This window comes from Rhodococcus jostii RHA1, from assembly GCF_000014565.1.
Lineage (GTDB): Bacteria > Actinomycetota > Actinomycetes > Mycobacteriales > Mycobacteriaceae > Rhodococcus_F > Rhodococcus_F jostii_A.
In genome coordinates, this window is sequence record NC_008268.1 from 6,022,289 (window position 1) to 6,042,893 (window position 20,605).

General features: G+C 69.1%; 15 protein-coding genes. 4 read left to right on the top strand and 11 right to left on the bottom strand.

Features of this window, described 5'->3' with window-relative positions:
• Window positions 1–24: 24 nt before the first annotated feature.
• The 4 genes from gabT to RHA1_RS27330 all read right to left on the bottom strand — a co-directional run bounded on the left by gabT (window position 25) and on the right by RHA1_RS27330 (window position 6,139).
• Window positions 25–1,365 carry a 4-aminobutyrate--2-oxoglutarate transaminase gene (gene gabT / locus RHA1_RS27315; RefSeq protein WP_005238605.1) on the bottom strand — a complete coding sequence of 447 codons (1,341 nt, stop codon included), beginning with the start codon at window positions 1,363–1,365 and terminating at the stop codon, window positions 25–27.
• A gap of 51 nt (window positions 1,366–1,416) precedes the next feature.
• Entirely contained in the window at window positions 1,417–2,847 is a 1,431-nt protein-coding gene (locus tag RHA1_RS27320) for a gamma-aminobutyraldehyde dehydrogenase (RefSeq protein ID WP_011597753.1), read from the bottom strand.
• 200 nt (window positions 2,848–3,047) lie between these two features.
• The gene (locus RHA1_RS27325; protein ID WP_011597754.1) at window positions 3,048–4,721 is read right to left on the bottom strand and encodes an amidohydrolase; all 1,674 of its coding nucleotides are present in this window, start codon (window positions 4,719–4,721) and stop codon (window positions 3,048–3,050) included.
• The gene (locus tag RHA1_RS27330) at window positions 4,721–6,139 is read right to left on the bottom strand and encodes an APC family permease (RefSeq protein WP_011597755.1); all 1,419 of its coding nucleotides are present in this window, start codon (window positions 6,137–6,139) and stop codon (window positions 4,721–4,723) included. Before RHA1_RS27330 ends, RHA1_RS27325 begins: the two co-directional genes overlap by 1 nt.
• A 103-nt stretch (window positions 6,140–6,242) precedes the next feature.
• On the opposite strand from RHA1_RS27330, the gene RHA1_RS27335 reads away from it, so the two are divergent.
• Window positions 6,243–6,866 (top strand): TetR/AcrR family transcriptional regulator, encoded by a 624-nt coding sequence (locus tag RHA1_RS27335; protein WP_009478863.1) that lies wholly within the window; start codon window positions 6,243–6,245, stop codon window positions 6,864–6,866.
• A 9-nt stretch (window positions 6,867–6,875) separates the two neighbouring features.
• On the opposite strand, the gene RHA1_RS27340 is transcribed toward RHA1_RS27335, so the two are convergent.
• Entirely contained in the window at window positions 6,876–8,525 is a 1,650-nt protein-coding gene (locus RHA1_RS27340) for an amidohydrolase (RefSeq protein ID WP_011597757.1), read from the bottom strand.
• Window positions 8,526–8,542: 17 nt separating this feature from the next.
• Entirely contained in the window at window positions 8,543–9,781 is a 1,239-nt protein-coding gene (locus RHA1_RS27345; RefSeq protein WP_011597758.1) for an MFS transporter, read from the bottom strand.
• A 287-nt stretch (window positions 9,782–10,068) separates the two neighbouring features.
• Between RHA1_RS27345 and RHA1_RS27350 the strand changes: the two genes are divergently transcribed.
• On the top strand, window positions 10,069–11,595 hold the full coding sequence (locus RHA1_RS27350; protein ID WP_011597759.1) for a PucR family transcriptional regulator: 1,527 nt from the start codon (window positions 10,069–10,071) through the stop codon (window positions 11,593–11,595).
• A 24-nt stretch (window positions 11,596–11,619) separates the two neighbouring features.
• On the opposite strand, the gene RHA1_RS27355 is transcribed toward RHA1_RS27350, so the two are convergent.
• The 5 genes from RHA1_RS27355 to RHA1_RS27375 form a co-directional block, all read right to left on the bottom strand.
• Window positions 11,620–12,981 carry a flavin monoamine oxidase family protein gene (locus tag RHA1_RS27355; RefSeq protein WP_011597760.1) on the bottom strand — a complete coding sequence of 454 codons (1,362 nt, stop codon included), beginning with the start codon at window positions 12,979–12,981 and terminating at the stop codon, window positions 11,620–11,622.
• A gap of 51 nt (window positions 12,982–13,032) precedes the next feature.
• Entirely contained in the window at window positions 13,033–16,215 is a 3,183-nt protein-coding gene (locus tag RHA1_RS27360) for an NAD-glutamate dehydrogenase domain-containing protein (protein WP_011597761.1), read from the bottom strand.
• A 149-nt stretch (window positions 16,216–16,364) separates the two neighbouring features.
• Window positions 16,365–17,528, bottom strand: coding sequence for an MFS transporter (locus RHA1_RS27365; protein WP_011597762.1), 1,164 nt, complete (start codon window positions 17,526–17,528; stop codon window positions 16,365–16,367).
• Between the two features lies 1 nt (window position 17,529).
• A complete protein-coding gene (locus RHA1_RS27370) occupies window positions 17,530–17,994 on the bottom strand; it encodes a hypothetical protein (protein ID WP_009478870.1) in 465 nt (154 codons plus the stop codon).
• Window positions 17,995–18,008: 14 nt separating this feature from the next.
• On the bottom strand, window positions 18,009–18,938 hold the full coding sequence (locus RHA1_RS27375; RefSeq protein WP_011597763.1) for an AEC family transporter: 930 nt from the start codon (window positions 18,936–18,938) through the stop codon (window positions 18,009–18,011).
• A gap of 141 nt (window positions 18,939–19,079) precedes the next feature.
• Between RHA1_RS27375 and RHA1_RS27380 the strand changes: the two genes are divergently transcribed.
• Window positions 19,080–20,132: a serine hydrolase domain-containing protein gene (locus RHA1_RS27380; protein WP_011597764.1), complete on the top strand. Its 1,053-nt coding sequence runs from the start codon at window positions 19,080–19,082 to the stop codon at window positions 20,130–20,132.
• Window positions 20,133–20,212: 80 nt separating this feature from the next.
• On the top strand, window positions 20,213–20,602 hold the full coding sequence (locus RHA1_RS27385) for a DUF6153 family protein (RefSeq protein ID WP_237724128.1): 390 nt from the start codon (window positions 20,213–20,215) through the stop codon (window positions 20,600–20,602).
• Window positions 20,603–20,605: the final 3 nt, after the last annotated feature.

Genomic DNA, 20,605 nt, shown 5'->3' on the forward strand with positions numbered 1-20,605 from the left:
GTGACTACCGAAAAGGCGCACGGGTCAGACGAGCGAGCGCACGATCTGCTCGATGACGGTCAGGGCGTCGTCGAGCAGGTCGTCGCTGATCACCAGCGGCGGAAGCAGTCGGATGACGTTTCCGTAGGTACCGCACGTCAGCAGAATGACACCTTGTTCGAGCGCATGTGCGGCAATCGCCTTCGTCAGTTCGGCGTCCGGCTCGTCGGTGCCGGGCTTGACGAACTCCATCGCGAGCATCGCGCCGCGTCCGCGCACGTCACCGATGACACCGACGTCGGCGGCCAGGGCCTTCAGCCGCGGCAGGGCCAGGTCGCCGATGTGCTGTGCGCGAGCGGGCAGGTCGAACTTCCGCATGCTGTCGATCGCGGCGAGCGCGGCGGCACACGCGACGGGGTTGCCGCCGTACGTGCCACCCAGACCGCCGGGGTGCACCTTGTCGAGGAGTTCGGCGCGGCCCGTGATCGCGGACAGCGGCATGCCGCCCGCCATGCCCTTGGCCATCGTGATGATGTCCGGGACGATCTCCTCGTGCTCGCACGCGAACCAGGCGCCGGTGCGGGAGAACCCGGTCTGCACCTCGTCGGCGATGAACACGACGCCGTTGGCGCGGGCCCAGTTCACCAGGGTGGGGAGGAATCCCTCGGCGGGAACGATGAATCCGCCCTCGCCCTGGATCGGCTCGATGATGATCGCCGCGAGTGAATCGGCGCCGATCTGCTTCTCCATCTGACTGATGGCGCGCTGGGCGGCCTGCTCGCCGGTCAGTCCGTCCTGGTCCCGGTAGGGGTAGGACATGGGGAGCCGGTACACCTCGGGAGCGAACGGACCGAAGTGAGCCTTGTAGGGCATCGACTTGGCGGTGAGGGCCATCGTCAGGTTCGTACGACCGTGGTAGGCGTGATCGAACGCGACGACGGCGTCGCGGCCGGTGGCGAGGCGAGCAACCTTGATCGCGTTCTCCACCGCCTCCGCGCCCGAGTTGAACAGGACGGTGCGCTTCTCGTGATCACCGGGGGTGAGGGCGGCGAGCTCCTCCGCCACGCGGACGTAGCCCTCGTACGGGGTGACCATGAAACAGGTGTGGGTGAAGTGCCCGACCTGCTCCCGGACCGCCTCGGCGACGGCCGGATCGGACGCGCCCACGCTGGTGACCGCGATGCCCGAGCCGAGGTCGATCAGGGAGTTGCCGTCGACGTCGACGACCACACCACCGTCGGCATCCGCCGCGTACACGGGGACGCTGGAGCCGACGCCCGCGGCCACGGTGGCGCGGCGGCGTGCGGTGAGGGCCGCCGACTTCGGGCCGGGGAGCTCGGTGACCAGGGCGCGCTTCTGCGGCAGCCGGTACTGGATGTCGTTCATGATGGTGCAGTCCTCAGGGTCGTGACGTGGATGGGTAGGGGGTGGGCGACGTCAGTCGTTGGAGCTCATGACGTGCTTGATGCGGGTGTAGTCCTCGACGCCGTAGCCGGAGAGGTCCTTGCCGTAGCCGGAGTACTTGAATCCGCCGTGCGGCATCTCGGCGACGAGCGGGATGTGGCAGTTGATCCACACGGCACCGAAATCGAGTGCGGCCGAGAGCCGTTGCGTGACGCCGTGATCGTTGGTCCACACACTCGACGCCAGACCGTACCGGACGTCGTTGGCGAGGGTGACGGCCTCCTTCTCGTCGGAGAAGCTCTGCACGGTGAGGATGGGACCGAACGTCTCCTCCTGCACGATGTCGTCGCGCTGGTCGACGCCGGTGATCACGGTGGGTTCGAAGAAGAATCCCTGTTCTCCCGAACGCTTTCCGCCGGTGACGATCTTGGCCGAGGTGGGGAGCGCGGCGATCTTGGAACTGACCGCGTTGAAATGGTTGACGTTGTTGAGCGGGCCGTAGAACGTGTCCGGGTCGTCCGGCAGGCCGGGCTTGAGCGTCTCGGCCTTGCGGACGAGTGCGTCGACGAGCTGGTCGTGGATGGACTCGTGGACGAGGACGCGGGTGGCGGCGGTGCAGTCCTGCCCACCGTTGAAGAAGGCGGCCTCGGCGATGCCACTCGCCGTCTTCTCGATGTCGACGTCACCGAAGACGATGGCGGGGGCCTTGCCGCCCAGTTCGAGGTGCGCGCGCTTGAGCTGGCGTGCGGCGGAGACGGCGACGGCGATGCCCGCCCGAACGGATCCGGTGATCGACACCAGTCCGAGGGCCGGATTCTCCACGAGGGTGGCGCCGGTCTCACCGTTGCCGAGGACGACGTTGAAGACGCCGTCCGGCAGGATCCCCTTGGTCAGCCGGGCCAGGACGAGCGTGCTGTTCGGGGTGGTGTCGCTGGGCTTGAGCACGATCGTGTTGCCTGCCGCGAGCGCGGGGCCGATCTTCCACAGCGCCATCATGAACGGGTAGTTCCACGGGGTGACCTGACCGACGACACCGATCGGCTCGCGGCGCACGTACGACGTGAAGCCGTCCATGTACTCGCCGGCGGCCTTGCCTTCGAGCATCCGGGCCGCGCCCGCGAAGAAGCGGAGCTGGTCGGCGCCCACCTTGATCTCTTCGTCGGCGATGACCTGCTTGGGCTGCCCGGTGTTGCGGCACTCCGCCTCGACGAGTTCGTCGCTGTGCGCCTCGATCGCGTCGGCGAGCTTCAGCAACGCGGTCTGCCGGACGCTCGGAGTGGTCTTGCCCCACGAGACGAAGGCCCGCTCGGCCGCCTCGACGGCGGCATCCACGTCGGCCTTGGTGGAGACGGGCGCGCGCCCGACGACGCTCTCGTCCACGGGGTTGATCAAGTCCAGCGTCTCTGTCGCGGATGAGGCGACGAACTCACCGTTGATGTAGTTCTCGAGTACGTCGATCGACATTCGTACCGGTTCCTCTCGTGGGGTCGAAACTCGTGGGTCGAAACTCGTGGGTCGGGACGGACCGTCGGTCGAACAGTCCGACCGGGGTCCGGAGTTGCAGAACATCTGAAAACAAGTGTGCGCTGCCTCACAAGCCGAGGGCAGCTGACAAAATGGTGAAAGACGCGCCCCCCGCCGCGCCGAGTTGTCCAATCCGAAAGTCACCCGTGCGAGCAGGTGTGCGCGGCCGCGCCGGAGCCGGCGAACGGCACGTCCGCACCGGCGCTCGCGGAGTCGGCGTCGTGCACGATCGCGCCGCCGACGAGGGTGAGGTCGGCCCGCTGGTCCAGCAGTTGCCCGGGTTCGAGCGCGTAGAGGTCCGCCGACCAGACGACCAGGTCGGCGCGGGCACCCGGACGGATCACTCCGAGCTCGTCCTCGGCGTGCCACGCCCACGCGCCGCCCCGGGTGTACGCCCGCAACGCCGAATCCAGGTCCATCCGCTCGCGCGGAGTCCAGTCGGTGCGGCCGTCCAGGCCCGAGCGGGTCAGGGCCGAGTACAGGCCGACGAGCGGATCCATCTCCCCGACCTGCCAGTCGCTGGAGAACGCCAGCGCCGCCCCCGACTCGGCGAGCGAACGGAACCGCCACGCCCGGCCCCACCGGTCCTCACCGACGTTCTCCATCCACGTTCCCGCGACGAGGTCGGGAGAGCAGTGCCGCGGCTGCATCGCCGCGACGACGCCGAGTTCCCGGAACCGGGGAAGGTCCTCGGGGTGGAGGCATTCGACGTGGACGATGCCGTGCCGTCGGTCGGCCGTCCCGTTCACGCGGCCGGCGTGCTCGATCGAGTCGAGCGCCAGCCGGATACCCCAGTCGCCGGTCGCGTGGGTGTGCGTCTGGAAGCCGAGGCGGTCGAGTTCGGTGAGCATCGCGGTGAACTCGTGCGGCGGCAGGCTGGGCGCGCCGCGGTGCCCCGGCCGGTTCGCGTAGTCGGACAGCATGGCGGCGGTGTGCGGTTCGATCACGTCGTCGGCGTACAGCTTCACCGGCCCGAGCCGCAGCATGTCGTCGACGGGTGCGCTGTCGACGGCCTCCCGCAGGTCCCGGCGAAACTCGGCGTCGGCGCCGACGGGGTGGAACAGGGCGGTGATCACCCGCGAGTTCATCCGTCCCTCGGCGCGGGCCCGATACATCAGATCGAGTTCGGCCAGCGGGACCTGTGGTTCGACGACGGTGGTGATGCCGCTCGCGGTCGCCATCTCCAAGCTGGACGTGATGCGGCGATAGCGGCGGTCGGGGGAGTACATCGGGATGTCGCGTTGGAGACCGGCCAGACCGGCCCGCGTCATCGCGCTGGTGTAGAAATCCGTGACCCAGCCGGTGGGTACGCCGGTGTCGTCGAATTCTGGCCGCCCCCAGGGAATCTGGGTGCCGCGGTCGATTCCGAGGACCCGCAGTGCGGCGTCGTTCAGCCACACCGAGTGCTGGTCGTAGGTGGTGATGAAGACCGGACGATCCGTGAGGCCGCGCAGGTCGGCGGCGTTCGGTCGCCGCCCGGTCACCACGGAGTAGACGGCGTTCTCGGCGCAGATCCAGTCGAGGTCGGGGCGGGCGGCCGCGTGCGTGCCGATCCGTCGCCGGACCTCGGTGAGGTCGTGTGCGCCTTCGAGGCTCACGGCGTCGGGATCGAATCCGAGGAGCAGGTGGTTGTGGCTGTCGATGATGCCGGGGGTGAGCAGCCTGCCTCGCAGGTCGATGGTGCGCAAGGCGGCGGGTGCGTCCTCGGTGGTTCCGACGTACCGGATCCGGCCGTCCGCGATGCCGACGGCCTCGGCCCGGCCGGTGGTGTCGAACGTGCGCACGACGCCGTTGGTCAGAAGTAGGTCGAGCATCAGCAGTTCTCCTCGGGTGCGGCGTTCAGCAACAGCAGGTGGGTGTGCTTGCGCGGTCGCAGGTACAGGGCGAAGTAGACGAAACCGGCGGCGACGAGTCCGAGGGAGATGCCCAGGCTGAGCCACTGCTCCGGGTCGAGCAGCGTGACGACGAAGACGAGGCCGAGTGCGGCGATGCAGATTCCCGGGGCCAGCGGCCACAACGGCATCCGGTAGCCGGTTCGGGTGGCTCCGCCGCGGCGGTGGTTGATCGCGGCCAGCGCGATGAACAGGTACGTGAACGTCAGGGTCGACCCGGTGGCGGTGAGCAGGACGTCCAGCGGGACGAAGCACGCGGTGAACGCGATGGTGCCCATCACGACGGTGGCGAGGACGGGGACGCGGCCCTTGGTGCTGACGGTCTGCAACGGCGCGGCGACGGTCTCGGGGAGAGCGCGGTCGCGAGCTGCGGCGTAGAGGAGCCTGCCCGCCTGCAGCGTGATCGCGATGATCGCGTTGATCACGGCGAGGGCGATCGAGAGCAGGACCACCATGGCGACGGCGTGACCGGCGCGTTCGGTGAGGAATGCCTCGACGGGAAGGCTGGAACCGAAGAGTTCGGTCTGCGAGCGGGCGCCCACCAGGATCGCGATGAGCGGGACGAGTTCGGTGGCGACGGTGATGACGGCGCTCCAGATCACTGCTTTCGCGATCGAGCGGGCGGCGTTCTTGGTCTCCTCGGCGAAGTACACGGCGCCGCCGTATCCGTTGTACGCGAAGATCCCCTGGGTGACGGCCAGCATCAGTCCGGAGATCGCCAGCGGCGCGAGGTTGCCGGTGCTCGGATCGAGGACCTCCGGGCTGAGAAGGCTGGTGAGTGGCCGTTCCATGTGGACGAAACCGAGGACGGTGAGCAGAGCCAGCGCCGCCATCTCGACGCCCAGGAAGACGCCGGTGAGCCATGCGTTCGTGCGGATGTCGAAACACGCGGTCACGGTGGTGATCACGACCACGACGAGCGCGGTCTGCTGCGGGGACAGGCCGTGGATCGCGACGCCCAGGTAGTCGGCGACCCCGAGGGCGAAGACGGCGATGATCAACGGCAGGGAGATGAGGCTGATGAAGAATGTGGCGACGCCGAAGGCCGGTCCGAGTGCCCGCGACACGAGCGAGTAGTCGCCGCCGGCAACGGGATACGCGGAGGCGAGTTCGGCGTAGCAGAAGGCGATGAGAATGCTCACGATGCCGGCGATGAGGAACGCCCAGAACACGCCGGTGCCGAACAGGGCGAGCGCCGAGCCGCCGAGGATGAAGACGCTCGACGCCGGGGAGATCGACGACAGGGTGATCAGGATGTTTCCGCCGACGCCGATACTCCGGGAGAGCGAGGCCTCGTAGGTGCGGGGAGTGGCGGTGGGTGGCCGGGCGGTCTGGTCCATGAGCTGTCCGTTCGGGGAGGGGGAGGGCCGGAAATAGTTTTTTGACAGGTCCGTCAAACAACTGGGCCGAGTGTCACAGATCACGTCGGCTAGTGTCAACGGCATGGCGCGACCGAACACTCAGAAGCAGCGGCGTTCCGAACTCATCGAGGCGACGCTCCAGGCGGGATCCGCGCACGGGCTCAGGTCGCTGTCCCTGACCGATGTCGCGAAGCGCGCGGGCCTGACGCGCGGCGCGCTGCTCTACTACTTCGACGATCTGGATTCGCTTCTAGTCGAGGCGCACCGGGCCGGCACCGAGCGCTACTGCGATCTGCGCGACGAGGCGGTGGCCGCGCAGTCGTCGTACGCCGCCAAGCTGCGGACGGCCATCGACGCCGGGCTGCCGAGTGGTCCCGACGACACCCTGATGCGGTTGCTCTACGAATTCGACTTCATGACAGGCACTTCGGCGCTGCACGACGAACTGGTCCAAAAGATGTATCTGCGGCAGCTCGCGACGTACCGCGCCATCCTCGGCGACGGGCACGCGGCGGGGGAGTTCGCCGTGCGCGGCGACATCGACCAGGCGGCAATGAATCTGGTGGCCCTCGAGGATGCGTACGGTTTGCACATCGTCGGCGGAAACAGCCTCATCACCGTCGATGCCGCGCGCACGGCCATGCTGGGGTTCTGTGAACAGATCGGCTGCGGCGTCACGGAAGACGCCGCAGCCGAACGGGACTGACCGGGTCGGCTACACGGGGTGGCTGCCTGCCACCTCCGCTTCGTGGCGCACGGAGCCGGCCACCACGGTCAGCTGCACCCGCGCTGTGAGGAGGGAATCGGCGCCCGCGGTGAACGGATCCCCGTCGAGGACCACGAAATCGGCGGCCTTGCTCGCCACCAGTTGACCGGTGAGATCGTCCCAGCGGCACGAGTAGGCGGCGTCGCGGGTGGCGTGCGCGAGCGCCTCCGCCATCGGCAGTGCGTACTCGGGCAGGTTCGGTGCGAGCGCCGGATCGATCGCGGACTTACGCGTCGTCGCGATGTACATGTTGGGCAGCGGGGGATGCGGCGCCGTGGGGGCGTCGGACCCCAGCGCGAGGACGGCGCCCGCGGCGGTCATCTCGGGCCACGGGAACGCCCGCTCGACCCGATGGTCGCCCAGCATCGCCCGCCAGTTGTCCTGGATCGCCGGATCGGCATGGACCGGCTGCATCGACGCGACGACCCCGAGGCGCGCAAGGCGCTCCACATTGTCCTTCGTGATCGTCTCCAGGTGCTCCATCCGGTGCCGGCGCGGGCGAATCCCGTTGGCGGCGATCGCCTGTTCGAGCGCGGCGAGCGCGATCTCCGACGCCTCGTCGCCGATCGCGTGCAGCGCCACCTGGAGGCCGGCGGCATCCGCCGCGACGACCACCGGTGCCAGCGAGGCGAGGTCCCAGATCGGTTCGGCATTGGTGCCGTCCGAGTACGGTTCCTTCATCGCCGCGGTGCAGCTGTCGATGACGCCGTCGATGATGATCTTGATCCCGGCGATCCGCAGCCACGGACCCTGCAGTCGCCTGTGGTGCTCCACCGCCTCGTGCACCTGGCGGACGTTCTCCTCGTCCGAATCGGTTCGTTCGATCAGCCAGTGGCCGGCCACCCGGAGCGGGAGCGTGCCCCCGCCTGCGGCCAGTGCGCGTTCGAGCGCCTCGACCTCGTCCGCGCCGAGCGCCATGTCGACCGCCCCGGTGACGCCGTCCGCGAGATACTGCTCGAACGCGGCCGCGAGGGCGACGTCCCGCTCGGTGTCGCTGACCAACTTCGCGAGGGCGGGCCACACGATCTGGGTCACCGCCGTCTCGTAGAGCATGCCGGTGGCCTCACCGGTGACGGGATCACGCTCGATCCGGCCGCCGATCGGGTCGGGAGTGTCTGCGTCGATGCCGAGTTCGCGGAGCGCGGCCGTGTTCACCCACGCCGAGTGCACATCGTTGGAATCGAGGTACACGGGACGGTCGGCCTCGGCCGCGTCGATCATCTGCCGCGTCGGCGGGTGTCCGTCGAGTGCCGAAAACAGCCAGCTGCGTCCCAGGAGCCGGGGTGCGTCCGGGCTCTCGGCGGCGAATCGGCGGATGCGGTCCTGGATGTCGTTCAGATCGGCGGCGCTCTGCAGGTCCAGCTTCTGGAGGGCCTGGCCCATCATCAGCAGGTGGGTGTGGGCGTCGATGAAGCCGGGCAGGACGAAGGCCCCGCCGAGTTCGACGACGCGGGCGTCGCCGGACAGCGTGTCGGCGGTCGCGGTGTCGCCGACGTACGTGAGGCGATCGCCCTGGACGATCATCGACTCGGCCCAGGCGGGTTCGGCGGCGGTGAAGATCCGGCCGCCGCGGTAGTGGGTCGTCGTGTCGGTGTTCATGGTGTTCTCTCTTTCCGTCAGACGACGACCGAGGTGGTGTACCGGGCAGTGGGATCCTGTCCGGGTGCCGCGGAGGCGCGCTCGGTGCGCGTCGACAGGCGGGCGATCGACACGATCGGCACCAGCAGGACGAGGCTGATGCCCGCGAGGACGACGCCGAACGCGACGTAGCCGACTGCGCCGGTCACGAGGGTGCCGAAGAGCGGGGCGAACGCGGACCCCACCAGATACGTTCCGAGGAGCGGGGCGGACCAGCGGCCGGACGAGTCCAGCGCGGCCGCGATGGCGACCACGTAGATGAAGGCCGCGGCGTACACCGTGTTCCAGGCGATGATGAGCACCAGATACGTCGTCGAATCGGTGGCCAGGCACGAGCCCAGTTTGAGGGCGGCGCCGAGCACGAGGAGGACGGCGGTGGGGACGGTGCGGCCGAGGCGTGACCCGAGCGCCGTGAGGACGAGGGCGGCGCCGATGCCGCCCGCGGTGGAGAGGCTCAGGGCCAGGCCCATCTGCTGTTCCGTCAGGGCTGCGTGTTCGGCGCCCATGATGCCGGACACCGCCCACAGCGAGTCCTCGCCGATCGCCCAGACGGCGAAGAGTACGAGCAGGGTGAAGCCGGCGACGGCCAGTTTCTTCTCGGTGACGCCCTCGGGCAACGGGGTTCGGGTGTGCGCGGTGCTCGCCGAGTCGTCCACGACGGCGGGGGCGGACGGCAGCCAGGTGATCGTGAACACCGTCGCCAGCGCCAGCACCGCGACGATCCCGAAGGCATTGGTCATGTGCAGGCCGAGGATCGGGATCAGTGCCAGTACCCCGGTGACCGCGGTGCGGTTGACGAGCCCGTTGATCCCGGACACCCGGTTCGGATTGTTCAGCGCGGCCAGGGCCGCCCCGCCGACCGCGACCGCGCCACCGGCACCGATCCCGCCGACGATGATCGCGACGCACGCGATCGGCGCCGAGTGGACGGTGGCGGCGACGGCGAATCCCGCGGCCATCACGACGAGGCTGACGCGGCCGAGCAGGTGGCGCGAGCGCCCCGCCGCCCACCGGGTGGTCGCGAGACAGACGAGTGCGGTGGCCAGTAGGGAGCCGGTGAGGACGGCGCCGGCGACGGTCTGGGTGATGCCGAGATCGTCGACCATCGCGATGATCATGAGCGGGATCAGATTGGCCGTGATGTAGCCGACGACGAAGACGCTGAACGTGGCGATACCGCGGCCGAGTGTCAGTGGGACGCGGACTGCGGCGGTCACGTGGGGTTCCTGGGGTGGGTCAACGACAACTCCGTGTCTCGGGTGGCGGCCCGCGTGAGACGTGGGTCACTTAGCGAATGGGATTCGTTAAGTATGCGGAGGGCGCGTCCCGTACGCAAGGGGTCAAACGAACTCAATTCGTTAATGTGGGTTTCGGCGTCGCCCGAGGGTCTACGTCTGACACAATGGAGTAGTCGTCCGTGCTCCGCTGGCCAACTTGTCCAGCGCTATCCCGATCCCGACCGGTCAGGGTGGCACGGACCCGACCGCAATGCGCAGGAGCCGACATGACCGTTCCCGTTCGCTGGATGTTGTCCCAGCCGGACCTGGCTCTCGAATTGAAGGGTGGCGCCGCCGGTCTCGGCAACGAGATCACGTTCGCCCACACCACCGAACTGCAGGACCCCTTCCGGTGGCTCTCCGGCGGAGAACTGCTCCTCACCACCGGAATCCGGCTACCGTTGACCGCCGCCGACCGGGCCCGATACCTGCGCGGTCTCGGTGAAGCCGGGGTGGCGGCGGTCGGGTTCGGCACCGGTCTCTCACATCCGGAGGTGCCCGAGGACCTGGTCGCCGTCGCCGACGAGATCGGGCTGCCGCTGCTCGAGGTGCCGTTGCCGACACCGTTCGCAGCCGTGGTCAAGCGGGTCATGAACCGACTCGCGGAGCAGGAGTACGAGGCGGTGCTGCGCGCGTCCCGGGCGCAGCCGCGGATGACCCGCGCCGTCATCCAGGGCGGCACCGGTGCCACTGTGCGCGAGCTGGCCGTCGCCACGTCGGCCACCGTCCTGCTCCTCGACCTGTCCGGCCGGGTGCTGGAGTCGCATCCGGCGCAGCCCGCGGAGGACGTACTCGGGGAACTGCGGGAAGTGCTGGAGGCGGGCACCGGCGGCGCGTCGAGCAGCGTGTCGCTGGCACGGTCGGGCGCGTCGATCACGGTGCAGCAGATCAGCGTCGGCAGCACACCACACGGACACCTCGCCGTGATCAGCCCCACCGCGCTCAGCCACGTCGACCAGATCCTGCTCGGTCACGCGAACTCGTTGCTCGCCTTGGATTTCGAGAAGCCGGTGCGACTCCGGACCGCACAGAACCGGCTCAATTCGCACGCCCTCGGCCTGCTGCTCACCGAGGACCGCGACCTCGCGCCCGCCTGGTCGCAGATTCGGCACGCCGCGGACGCCGACGGGATGGTCCGCGGACTCACGGTCGTGGCCGAGACGCCGGCACTCGCGGAACGGGTGGAGTCGGCGGTCGCGGTCGCGATGAACAAGGCCGGGCGGCAACTCTTCTCGCGCCGCCACGATACGCGGGTCACCGTTCTGCTGCGGGGCACCGACGACGTGGACTTCGCGCGGGCGATGCTGCGCGGACTGTCCGCGCCGGCGCGGAAGGCGATCCGTGCCGGGCTGAGCGGGAAGCGGGAGGTCGCCGGTCTGGTGGCGGCGATCGAGCAGTCCCAGCTCGCCGCGTCGGCCGCCGAGGCGGGAGCCGAGCCGTTGGAGTTCGCGGCGCTCACCGGCAGCGCGCTGCTCGCCTTCAGCTCGACGCGGGAGGTGCTGAACTCGCTGGCGGACACGATGATCGCGCCGATCGACGAGTACGACCGCACCAACGGCACGGAACTGCTGGGATCGCTGCGGGCGTTCCTCGAGGCGAACGGGCACTGGGAGTCGGCGGCCGCGGCGATGGGCGTGCACCGGCACACCCTGCGCAGCCGCATGTCGCGGATCGAGTCGTTGATCGACTGCCGGCTGGACGTGGCGCGGGTGCGCGCCGAACTGCTGCTCGCGATCATCGCCCGGCAGTCGTGACTGCCGGGCAATGATCGGACGGGACTACTTGCCGAGGCGGGCGACGATGTCCGCGGCGGTGCGCTGACCCATCCGCACGGCGCCGTCCACGTGCTGGTAGCCCTCGGCGGCGATGTCCGAGCAGGAGAAGTGGAACGGTCCGACCGGCGTCCGCGTGTCCTTCCCGTACCGGTGCAGACCACCGAGGTCGAAGCTCGCGGCGTACGCGCCCCGGGTCCATTCCTCCGAGCCCCAGTCGGACTCGTAGTAGACGACCGGCTCGGCGGCCTTCGGTCCGAGGTAGCGGGCGAGCGAACCGAGGATGGTGGCGCGGCGCTCCTCTTCGCTCAGTTCGAACATCGCGTCGGCCTTCTCGTCCGACACGAACGCGACGAGGGTTCCCCGGGTGTCCTCGTGGTTGGTGTTGTCGTACACCTCCTGGACGACCTCGGACGCGCCGAATCCGGTGCCTGCGAGACCGTCCTCACGCCAGAACGGGGTCTCGTACACGGCGTGCACCTTGATGACCAGTCCCAGCGACTGGTGCTGGTGCATCTGGTGCTGGCGGCGCGGCAGCGGCGGGTCGTAGGAGATGCGGGAGTACAGGTTCGGCGGGACGGCGAGCACGACGCGAGACGCCTCCACACGAATGTCCCCGTCCGCCAGCACGACTGCGCCGTTCTCGCTCCACTGGACGGTGCGCACGGGCGCGTTCAGGAAGACGTCGTCGCCGAGCGCGGCGGCCATCCGGATCGACACCTGCTGCATGCCGCCGATGACGCGCTTGTCGAGGATGAAGTCCTCGTCCACCAGGTGTGAGAACGATCCGGCGGACGCGGCCATGAGCACCGCCTGCAGCGCCGAGAACGAGTGAGCGGGCTTGGTCAGCATGCCGCCTGCGATGAACAGGCCGATGTTGTCGCGGGCTTCGGCGTCGTCGGACTGCTCGATCAGCCAGTGCTTGAACGAGATCGTGTCCAGTTCGCGGGCCAGCGGGTGCGCCCAGGGCTCCTCGGCCCCGACCTGCGCGGCCAGGTCGTCGAGGATCTGGATCAGCCGGTCCATCTCCTTGCGAGTCGTCTCGTCGACGGGGAAGGATTCGCCGGTGTAGCGGGTGCGCTCGCCGGAGGCGGAGATGTAGACGGACTCACCCTCGCGGTACCGGTCGAACGTCTCGAGTCCGAGTTCGTCGAGCAGCGAGATGAGCACCGTCTGGTCGGGGGAGACCCACTGGCCGCCGATCTCCAGCATCGCGCCGTCGATGGTGTCGGTCCAGGTCCGACCTCCCACGCGGTCGCGCGCCTCCAGGACCGCGACGGACAGCCCCGCCTTGCGCAGCGCGGTGGCTGCGGCCAGGCCGGACGGGCCGGCGCCGACGATGGCGACATCACGTTGGAGAGTAGGCACTTTCGAGCTCCTTTGGTTGAAGTGCTGACGGATTCGTGAAATGTGGTTCGGTTAGCAGCGGGTGAGCGCGAGCGACAGTTCGGCATCGATGACGCAGATGCTCGAGTTGTCCACGCGGTCGTGGCTCCGCAGTTCGCCCAGCATCTGGGCCAAGCGGTCCGCGGCGGTGGTGTGTTCGGCCAGCCAGCCGGCGACGGCGTCGGCGGCGGACGTCGCGGGCGAGGCGTCGCGCAGTACCAGTCCGATCAGGCCGTGCCAGTGCTCCTGCAGGTTGTCGACGAGGACGGCACCCGCCATCGCCTCCCAGTAGGCGGTCCCGGTCTCGCCGACGGAGAACCGTTCCGACAGCCAGTCGAGGCCCACCACACGACCGAATTCGCGATACGTCTCGGCGACCTGGGTGATCGGCAGGTCGAGCGACTGCGCGGTGGTCTCCAGGGCGAAGCCCTGCGCCAGGATCCGCAGCGTGCCCAGGTCCTGGGCGGGCGCACCGGTGAGGCGCGGCAGTGCCGCCGCGAGTTCCTGAACCGGCTTCGCGAACCGCTCGATGAGCTGCTGCGCATCCGTGCCCGCGGTGCGATGCCGCAGCAACCACGACGTGGTGCGTTCGATCAGGTCCTGGATGCCGAAGTGCAGGTTCAGCCGGGTCCGGTGGGACGCGCCGGGCAAGGTGAGGACCTCGTTCCACAGGCGGTCGATGTCGAACACCTGCCGCACCACCGCGTACGCGACGGTGATCTCGGGGGTGCCGACGCCGAGCCGCTCCTCGAGGCGGTGGATCAGGCCGGGGCCGACACGGTCGATCATGTCGCCGGCCACGATCACGGCCACGATCTCCCGGGCGAGCCGGTGACCGCTGATCTGCTGGGGGACGCGTTCGCGGATGGACGCCGGGAAGTAGTCGGCGAGAACACCGTCGAACACGGCGTCGTCGAGCACGGGGGAGGCGAGCAGTTCGGTGACGACGAGATTCTTCGACTGTGCGAGCAGAACAGCGATCTCCGGCCGGACCAGTCCCTGGCCCGCGCGGTGCCGGGCGGACAGTTCCGCCGCCGATGGCAGCACCTCCGCGGCGCGGCTGATCCCGGCGTCGCGCTCGAGGTTCTCGATCAGCCGCTCGTGGCGTCCGAGCAGGAACGGTGCGTGGACCTCGGCGAGGCTGATGGCGAGGGTCTGAGAGGCGGCGTCGGCGAGCACCGATTCGCCGATCTCGTCCTGGACGCGGGCGAGCAGCGTGTTCCGTTCCTCGGCGGGGAGTTCGCCCGCCGCCACGGCCGCGTCCAGCGCGACCTTCAGGTTCACTTCCCGATCCGACGTGGCGACGCCGGTGGCGTTGTCGATGAAGTCGGCGTTGATCCGGCCGCCGTTCAGCGCGTACTCGATGCGGGCGCGCTGCGTGAGGCCGAGGTTGCCGCCCTCGCCGATCACCGCGGCGCGCACATCGCTCGCCTCCACCCGGACGGCGTCGTTGGCCGGGTCCGCGGCGTCGGCGTGCCCCTCGGTCGAAGCCTTGACGTACGTGCCGATTCCGCCGTTCCACAGCAGATCCACGTCCGCGGTCAGCAGCGCCTTCACCACCTCGTGCGGGGGGAGTTCGGTGGCGGTGACGCCGAGGCGTTCCCGCACCTGCGGCGACAGCGGGATCTTCTTCGCCGTCCGCGGCCACACGCCGCCGCCCGCCGAGACGAGGCTCCGGTCGTAGTCGTCCCAGCTGCTGCCCGCCACGGAGGCGAGGCGCTCGCGCTCCCGGTAGGACGCCTCGGAATCCGGTTCGGGATCGAGGAAGATGTGCCGGTGGTCGAACGCGCCGACCAGCCGGATGGCGCGGCTGAGCAGCATCCCGTTGCCGAACACGTCGCCGGACATGTCGCCGATGCCGACCACCGTGAACGCGTCGGTGTCGACGTTCTTGCCCATCTCCGCGAAATGCCTGCGGACGGAAACCCATCCGCCGCGCGCCGTGATACCCATCGCCTTGTGGTCGTAGCCGGCGGAGCCACCGGACGCGAACGCGTCGCCGAGCCAGAAGCCGCGACGCGTCGCGATGCTGTTGGCCAGGTCGGAGAACCGGGCCGTGCCCTTGTCGGCGGCCACCACCAGATACGGGTCGGCGTCGTCGTAGATCACCGTGTCGCGGGGGTGGACCACCTCGCCGTCGACGATGTCGTCGGTGACGTCGAGCAGTCCGTCGATGAAACTCGTGTACGCCGCACGGACCGCGTCGGGCGTCGTCTCGGTGCGCACCACGAACGCGCCCTTCGCGCCCATCGGAACGATCAGCGAGTTCTTCACGTGCTGCGTCTTCATCAGACCCAGAACCTCGGTGCGGAAGTCGTCCTTGCGGTCCGACCACCGCAGGCCGCCGCGGGAGACCGGACCGCTGCGAACGTGGCTGCCCTCGACGATCGGCGAATGCACGAAGATCTCGCGGTACGGGGTCACGGCCGCGGACAAGGACAACAGCGACGGGTCGATCTTGAACGCGGCGGGGGCGGCGCTGATCGTGCGGTCGTGCTGGAACCAGTTGGTGCGCAGCACCGCCGACGTGAACGACAGCAGGCCGCGGAGCAGACGGTCCTCGTCCAGCGTCGCGGTGCGGTCGATCGCGTCGAACAGCACGCGCTCCGCGTCCGCGACCGCGCTGTCGCGGTCGGTGCCGGTGACGGCGGGATCGAAACGGGCGGTGAACAGGTCGCGGAAACCGCGCACGAAATCGCTGTGCCGCAACAAGATCGCCACGATGTTGGGTTCCGACAGTCCCAGACCCACCTGGCGGAGGTAGCGGCAGGCCGCCCGGACCAGGACGGCGTCCGTCCACGTCAGGTTCGCCGCGGCGACGAGCCGGGTGAATCCGTCGACCTCCAGATGTCCGGCGGCCGCGGCCTCGAACGCATCGGACAGCAGGCCCGGAGTTTCGGCGTCCCAGGCGAAGTCGCCGGTGCTGAAGTCGAAGCGGTGGACCAGCGGGCTGCCGGGCTCGCCCGCGGGCAGCTGTTCGTGGGACGCGACCCGCAACCCCAGGTCCGCGAACAGCGCGACCAACTCGGCGAGCAACGGGGTGCCCTGCGGCCAGACCATCACGGCGGCCGGCTCGGGCAATGCATCCGCGGTGTCGACGAATCGCAGCCGCGGAGTGGTCCCTCCGGACGCCAGGACCGCGCTCGACACGGCGGCCTCGTCCTGGCGTGGACGGGGTGTGTCGGTCGTGCTCGGAATGACACCGGTATAGCTCATCGTGTGGCTCCTGACCCCTGATCTGGCAAACGCGTGACTTGGGAACCAGTGTGTCGAGAAGAGACGCACGCCACATCCGACGAAGTGGAGCGTCGTGTGGCGACGGACGCGACGTTTCGGAGCTGTGAGTGCTTGTTAACCGCGGGCGGTTAACAAGTACTCACGGCTCGCCAGGTGGAGACCGCTGCGGTGCCGAGCAGTCCGCCGGTGATCACGAAGATCGACGACGTACCCGCGACCCCCGCCGCGGCGCCTGCGGCCAGCGGAATCAGTACCTGCCCGAGCCGGTTGCCGGTCAGGCGCAGCGACAACGCGGCGGCCCGGTTGGCGGCGGTGACGAGCCCGGCCACCCACGTCATCGTCAGTGGTTGACCGATGCCCCAGAAGAATCCGGCCACGACGAGGAGCAGGGCCATCCAGACCGGGTGGGGCACGAACGGCAGCAGGGCGGTGGGCAGCGCCGAGCACAGCGTGGCGGAGATCAGCAGCTTCTGCCGCGGCACTCGGGTGAGCAGCCACGGCAGGAACGCGCGCGACACGATCGACGCCGCGGTCCGCGCGGTCAGCAACAGCGACACCAAGAGGACGCTGAAACCGAACTCGTGCCCGAGGACGGGGAGGTACGCGACGACGACGTCGACCGACGCCAGCACGATCAGACTGCTGAACACGGCCGGCCGCATCCCGGTCGTCGAGATCATGCTGAACACGGACTGCCGGTCGCTTTTCGACGGCGACTCCGCCGCTTGCGGGCGTTCGCGTATCGGCCAGGCGAACGGGATCGCGGCCAGCGACACCACACCCATCACCGTCAGCGCCAGAGTGGTTTCGACGACGCCGCCGTCCGAGCTTCCCGCCGCGATCAGTCCGACCAGCGGAACACCGACGGCCTGGCCGATCGAGACGCCGAGCGTCAATCCGGCAAAACCCCGGTCCAGCTGACCGGGCGGGGAGAGGAGCGTGATGAACCCCTGCCCGGCGACGGTCACGAGGATCTGGCCGAACCCCAGGATCACGTTGCCGAGGCCGAGGACGATCAGGTCGTCGCTCACGGCGATCACCAGGACACCGAGCGAGGTCAGCACCACGCCGGTCCGCAGCACCGCGGCAGCGTGCCGCCGGTCCACGGCGCGTCCGATCCGGACCGCGACGAGCAGCGGTGCCAGTGAGAACAGGGCGGTGACGACGCCGATCGTGACGGCGTCGCCGCCGAGCGCGAGGACGCGGTAGGAGACGAGAACGCGGACAGCGTGATAGACGGCCTGGAGGAGAGCAGTGGCAACGCAGACGTTGAGGAACCAGTGCTTCACCACGTCATCCGTTGATCACCTGGCGATTGCCGAGTGGCGCCTGCAACGGGACTTCGAGGGTGCCGAACACGGCGACGAGAATGCACATCTTGTCGGCGGCCTCCGGGAGGGTGCCGGTGCGCAGCGAGATCGTGACGGTGGTGTCGGTCTCGGTGACGGTCGCGTCGGCGCCGTAACACTCCGGGGTCCCGGTGACGAAGTGGATCGCCACCGTGTTGCCGTCCGCGCGGGACCACGACTCGAACGGCGTCGGATTCGCCCGGACGATGTCGGGGCGCGACTCGAAGACGGTGCCGAACTCGCCGCCGGGCACTTCGGAGGGAATCGGCATCCCCGACGACGGATTGGTCGGGCTGGGATCCACTGCGGACGCGATCTCCGGGGGAATCGTCGGTTCGTCGGTGCTCGAACCGGACCCGCATCCGGCGAGGGCGAGGCAGGCCAGCACTGCGAGGGCGATTACGCGCATATGCCACGGTAACCTCATCCCGCGAGCAGGCCGGAGACCAGCGCAATCCCCGGAATCGCGGCCAGAGTGGTGACGAAGGCCGTGTCTCGCGCCAGCACCGTTCCCACCCCGTACCGGCTGGCGTAGACGAAGACGTTCTGGGCCGTCGGCAGTGTCGCCACCACCACGATGGCGAACAGTTCGTGGCCGTCGAGCCCGAGCAGGAAGCGCGCCATCAGGTAGGCCAGCACCGGTTGCACGACGATCTTGAGCACCGACGCCAGCGCGACGTCGCGTCGCGGGCTCGTCCCCTTCTCCAGCACCCGCACCCCGTACAGCGAAATGCCGAACGCGAGCAGCGCGCCCGGCACCGACGCGCCGCCTAGGAGCCGGAACGGCTGCATCAGGGCTTCCGGGGGTGTCCAGCCGAGGAGTGCGATCAGCAGTCCCGCGGCCCCCGCCACGACGATCGGGTTCTTGAACGGCGCGGTGATCGTGTCGAGTCGCGACGCGCCGCGTCGGAGCGTGGTGACGTCGAGGATGGTGAGGGCGATGGGGGAGTACGCGATGATCTGGAACAGCAGCAGCGGCGCCACGAACGACGCGTCCCCCAGCACGAACACGGCGATGGGTATGCCGAGATTCGCGGAGTTCACGTAGGACGCCGACAGGGCGCCGATCGTCAGTTCCGGAAGGGACCTGCGTAGCCACACTCTCGCAATGACCATGTACAGTGCGCCGACCGTCAATGCCGTGACAGCCGCGACGGCCAGAGTGGGCGAGAAGATCACCGAGAGGTCGGACGATGCGAGCGAATCGAACAGCAGCGCCGGTGTGGCGACGAAGAACACCAGCCTGCCCAGGACGGTTTCGCCCTCCGCACCCAGCGTCCCGCGACGGCCGAGCAGGTAGCCGATCGCAATGATCACGAATATGACGGTGAATCCCGCAACAACTCCCGACACGCTGCGGGGCACCTCCTCGACAGGTAAGCCTCCTGTCGGCAAACCTTCCGAAGTCTAGTGCTCGGCGTTCGGGTGGGTGACAATAGCGTCCGGTCGGGGAGATCGTCTGTGCGCGCGTTCCGTCGCGCTCGAGGAGTCGCAATGCTGCGTCGAACGACCGTCCTCTGTGCGCTGTTCTGCGCGTGGACCCTCGCCTGGGGCGCGGCTCCCGTGGCGTCGGCGCTGGCCCCGCCGTCGAGCGGGGATCCGAACCTGATCGCGCTCGCCGGGCAGGTGCTCGGGCGCAGCTACCGCGAGAACGCGAGCGTCGCGTACATCGACGCGTCCGGCGCCCGGTTCGCGAATTTCGGGGCCACCGAGGACACCGACTTCGAGATCGGTTCCGTCACCAAGACATTCACCGCGGAATTGTTCGTCGACGCCGTCGCCCGGGGTGAGGTGCGCGAGGACACGAAGGTCGGAGATTTGTTGCCGTTGCAGGGCGCACCGGTCGGCGACGTGACGCTGCTCGAGCTGGCGTCCCACACGTCCGGGCTGGCGCAGTTCCCGATGAGCACCGACACCGTGGTGGCCGTCGGGCACTGGGTGGTCGCGTCCAACCCGTTCACCTACGACCGGGACACCCTGCTGCAGCAGCTGCAGTCGGCGCCGCTCACGACCCGCGGCACGTACTCGTACTCGACCGTCGGCTTCGCGCTGCTCGGTCAGGCGCTGGCCGCGGCCGCGCACACCGACTACCCGTCGCTGCTCCGCGAGCGCATGCTCGTCCCCCTCGGACTGTCGCAGTCGTGGATGCCGCTCACCGCCGCCGACCTGCCCCCGAATGTCACCCGAGGATTCGACGTCCTGCACCGGTCGCAGGACCCGTGGCCGTTGGATGCCTACGCCCCGGCCGGCGGGTTGCGGTCCACGGCGAACGACATGTCGGCGTACGTCCGTGCACTCCTCGACGGGACGGTCCCCGGCGCCGCGGCCATGGACCCGCGGTGGATCGGTGACAACTTCCGCGCGCTGTCGTGGTCGATCGTCCCGTTCGAAGGTCGCGAGTACACGCTGCACGGTGGCGCGACCGGTGGTTTCCAGTGCACCGTCGTGCTCGACCGCGAGAACGACCGCGGGCTCGTCATCCTCACCGACACCATCGGCGGTCTCGAGCAGCAGGGTCTGGAGATCCTCGCCCACACCCCGATGTGAGTGTTTTCGCGTCCCGGGGCACACATTGTCACTCACCTGCCCAGATACCCCCGCTGGGTATGTCCGGTTACAGTGGTCGTGTGGAGACGGCAACCGGGCGGACGCGCACAGTCGCGGCGCGTGCCGCGCTGCTGATCGCCGTCGCCGCCGGGGTGCTCCTCATGCACAGCCTGATCGCGCCGACCGCGATCGCCGCGGCGCACGGGCAGCCCTCGGTCACCGCGTCCCACGCCGAAGACCCCCACGGTTGCGGCGGGGACGGCTGCGAGCAACCCCATCTCACCGGACATCAGTGTGCCGGCGTGATCGTGGTGATCGCCGCGCTGACGTCGGTGATGTTGCTGTGGTGGCATTCCGTGGATCCCGCCGCGCGACGGTCGCGGGTGAGCGCCGACCGTGTGCAGTCGGGGCGCGGACCACCACCGTGGACGGTGCTTTCTTTGGCGGAACTCTCGATTCTGCGGGTGTGACAG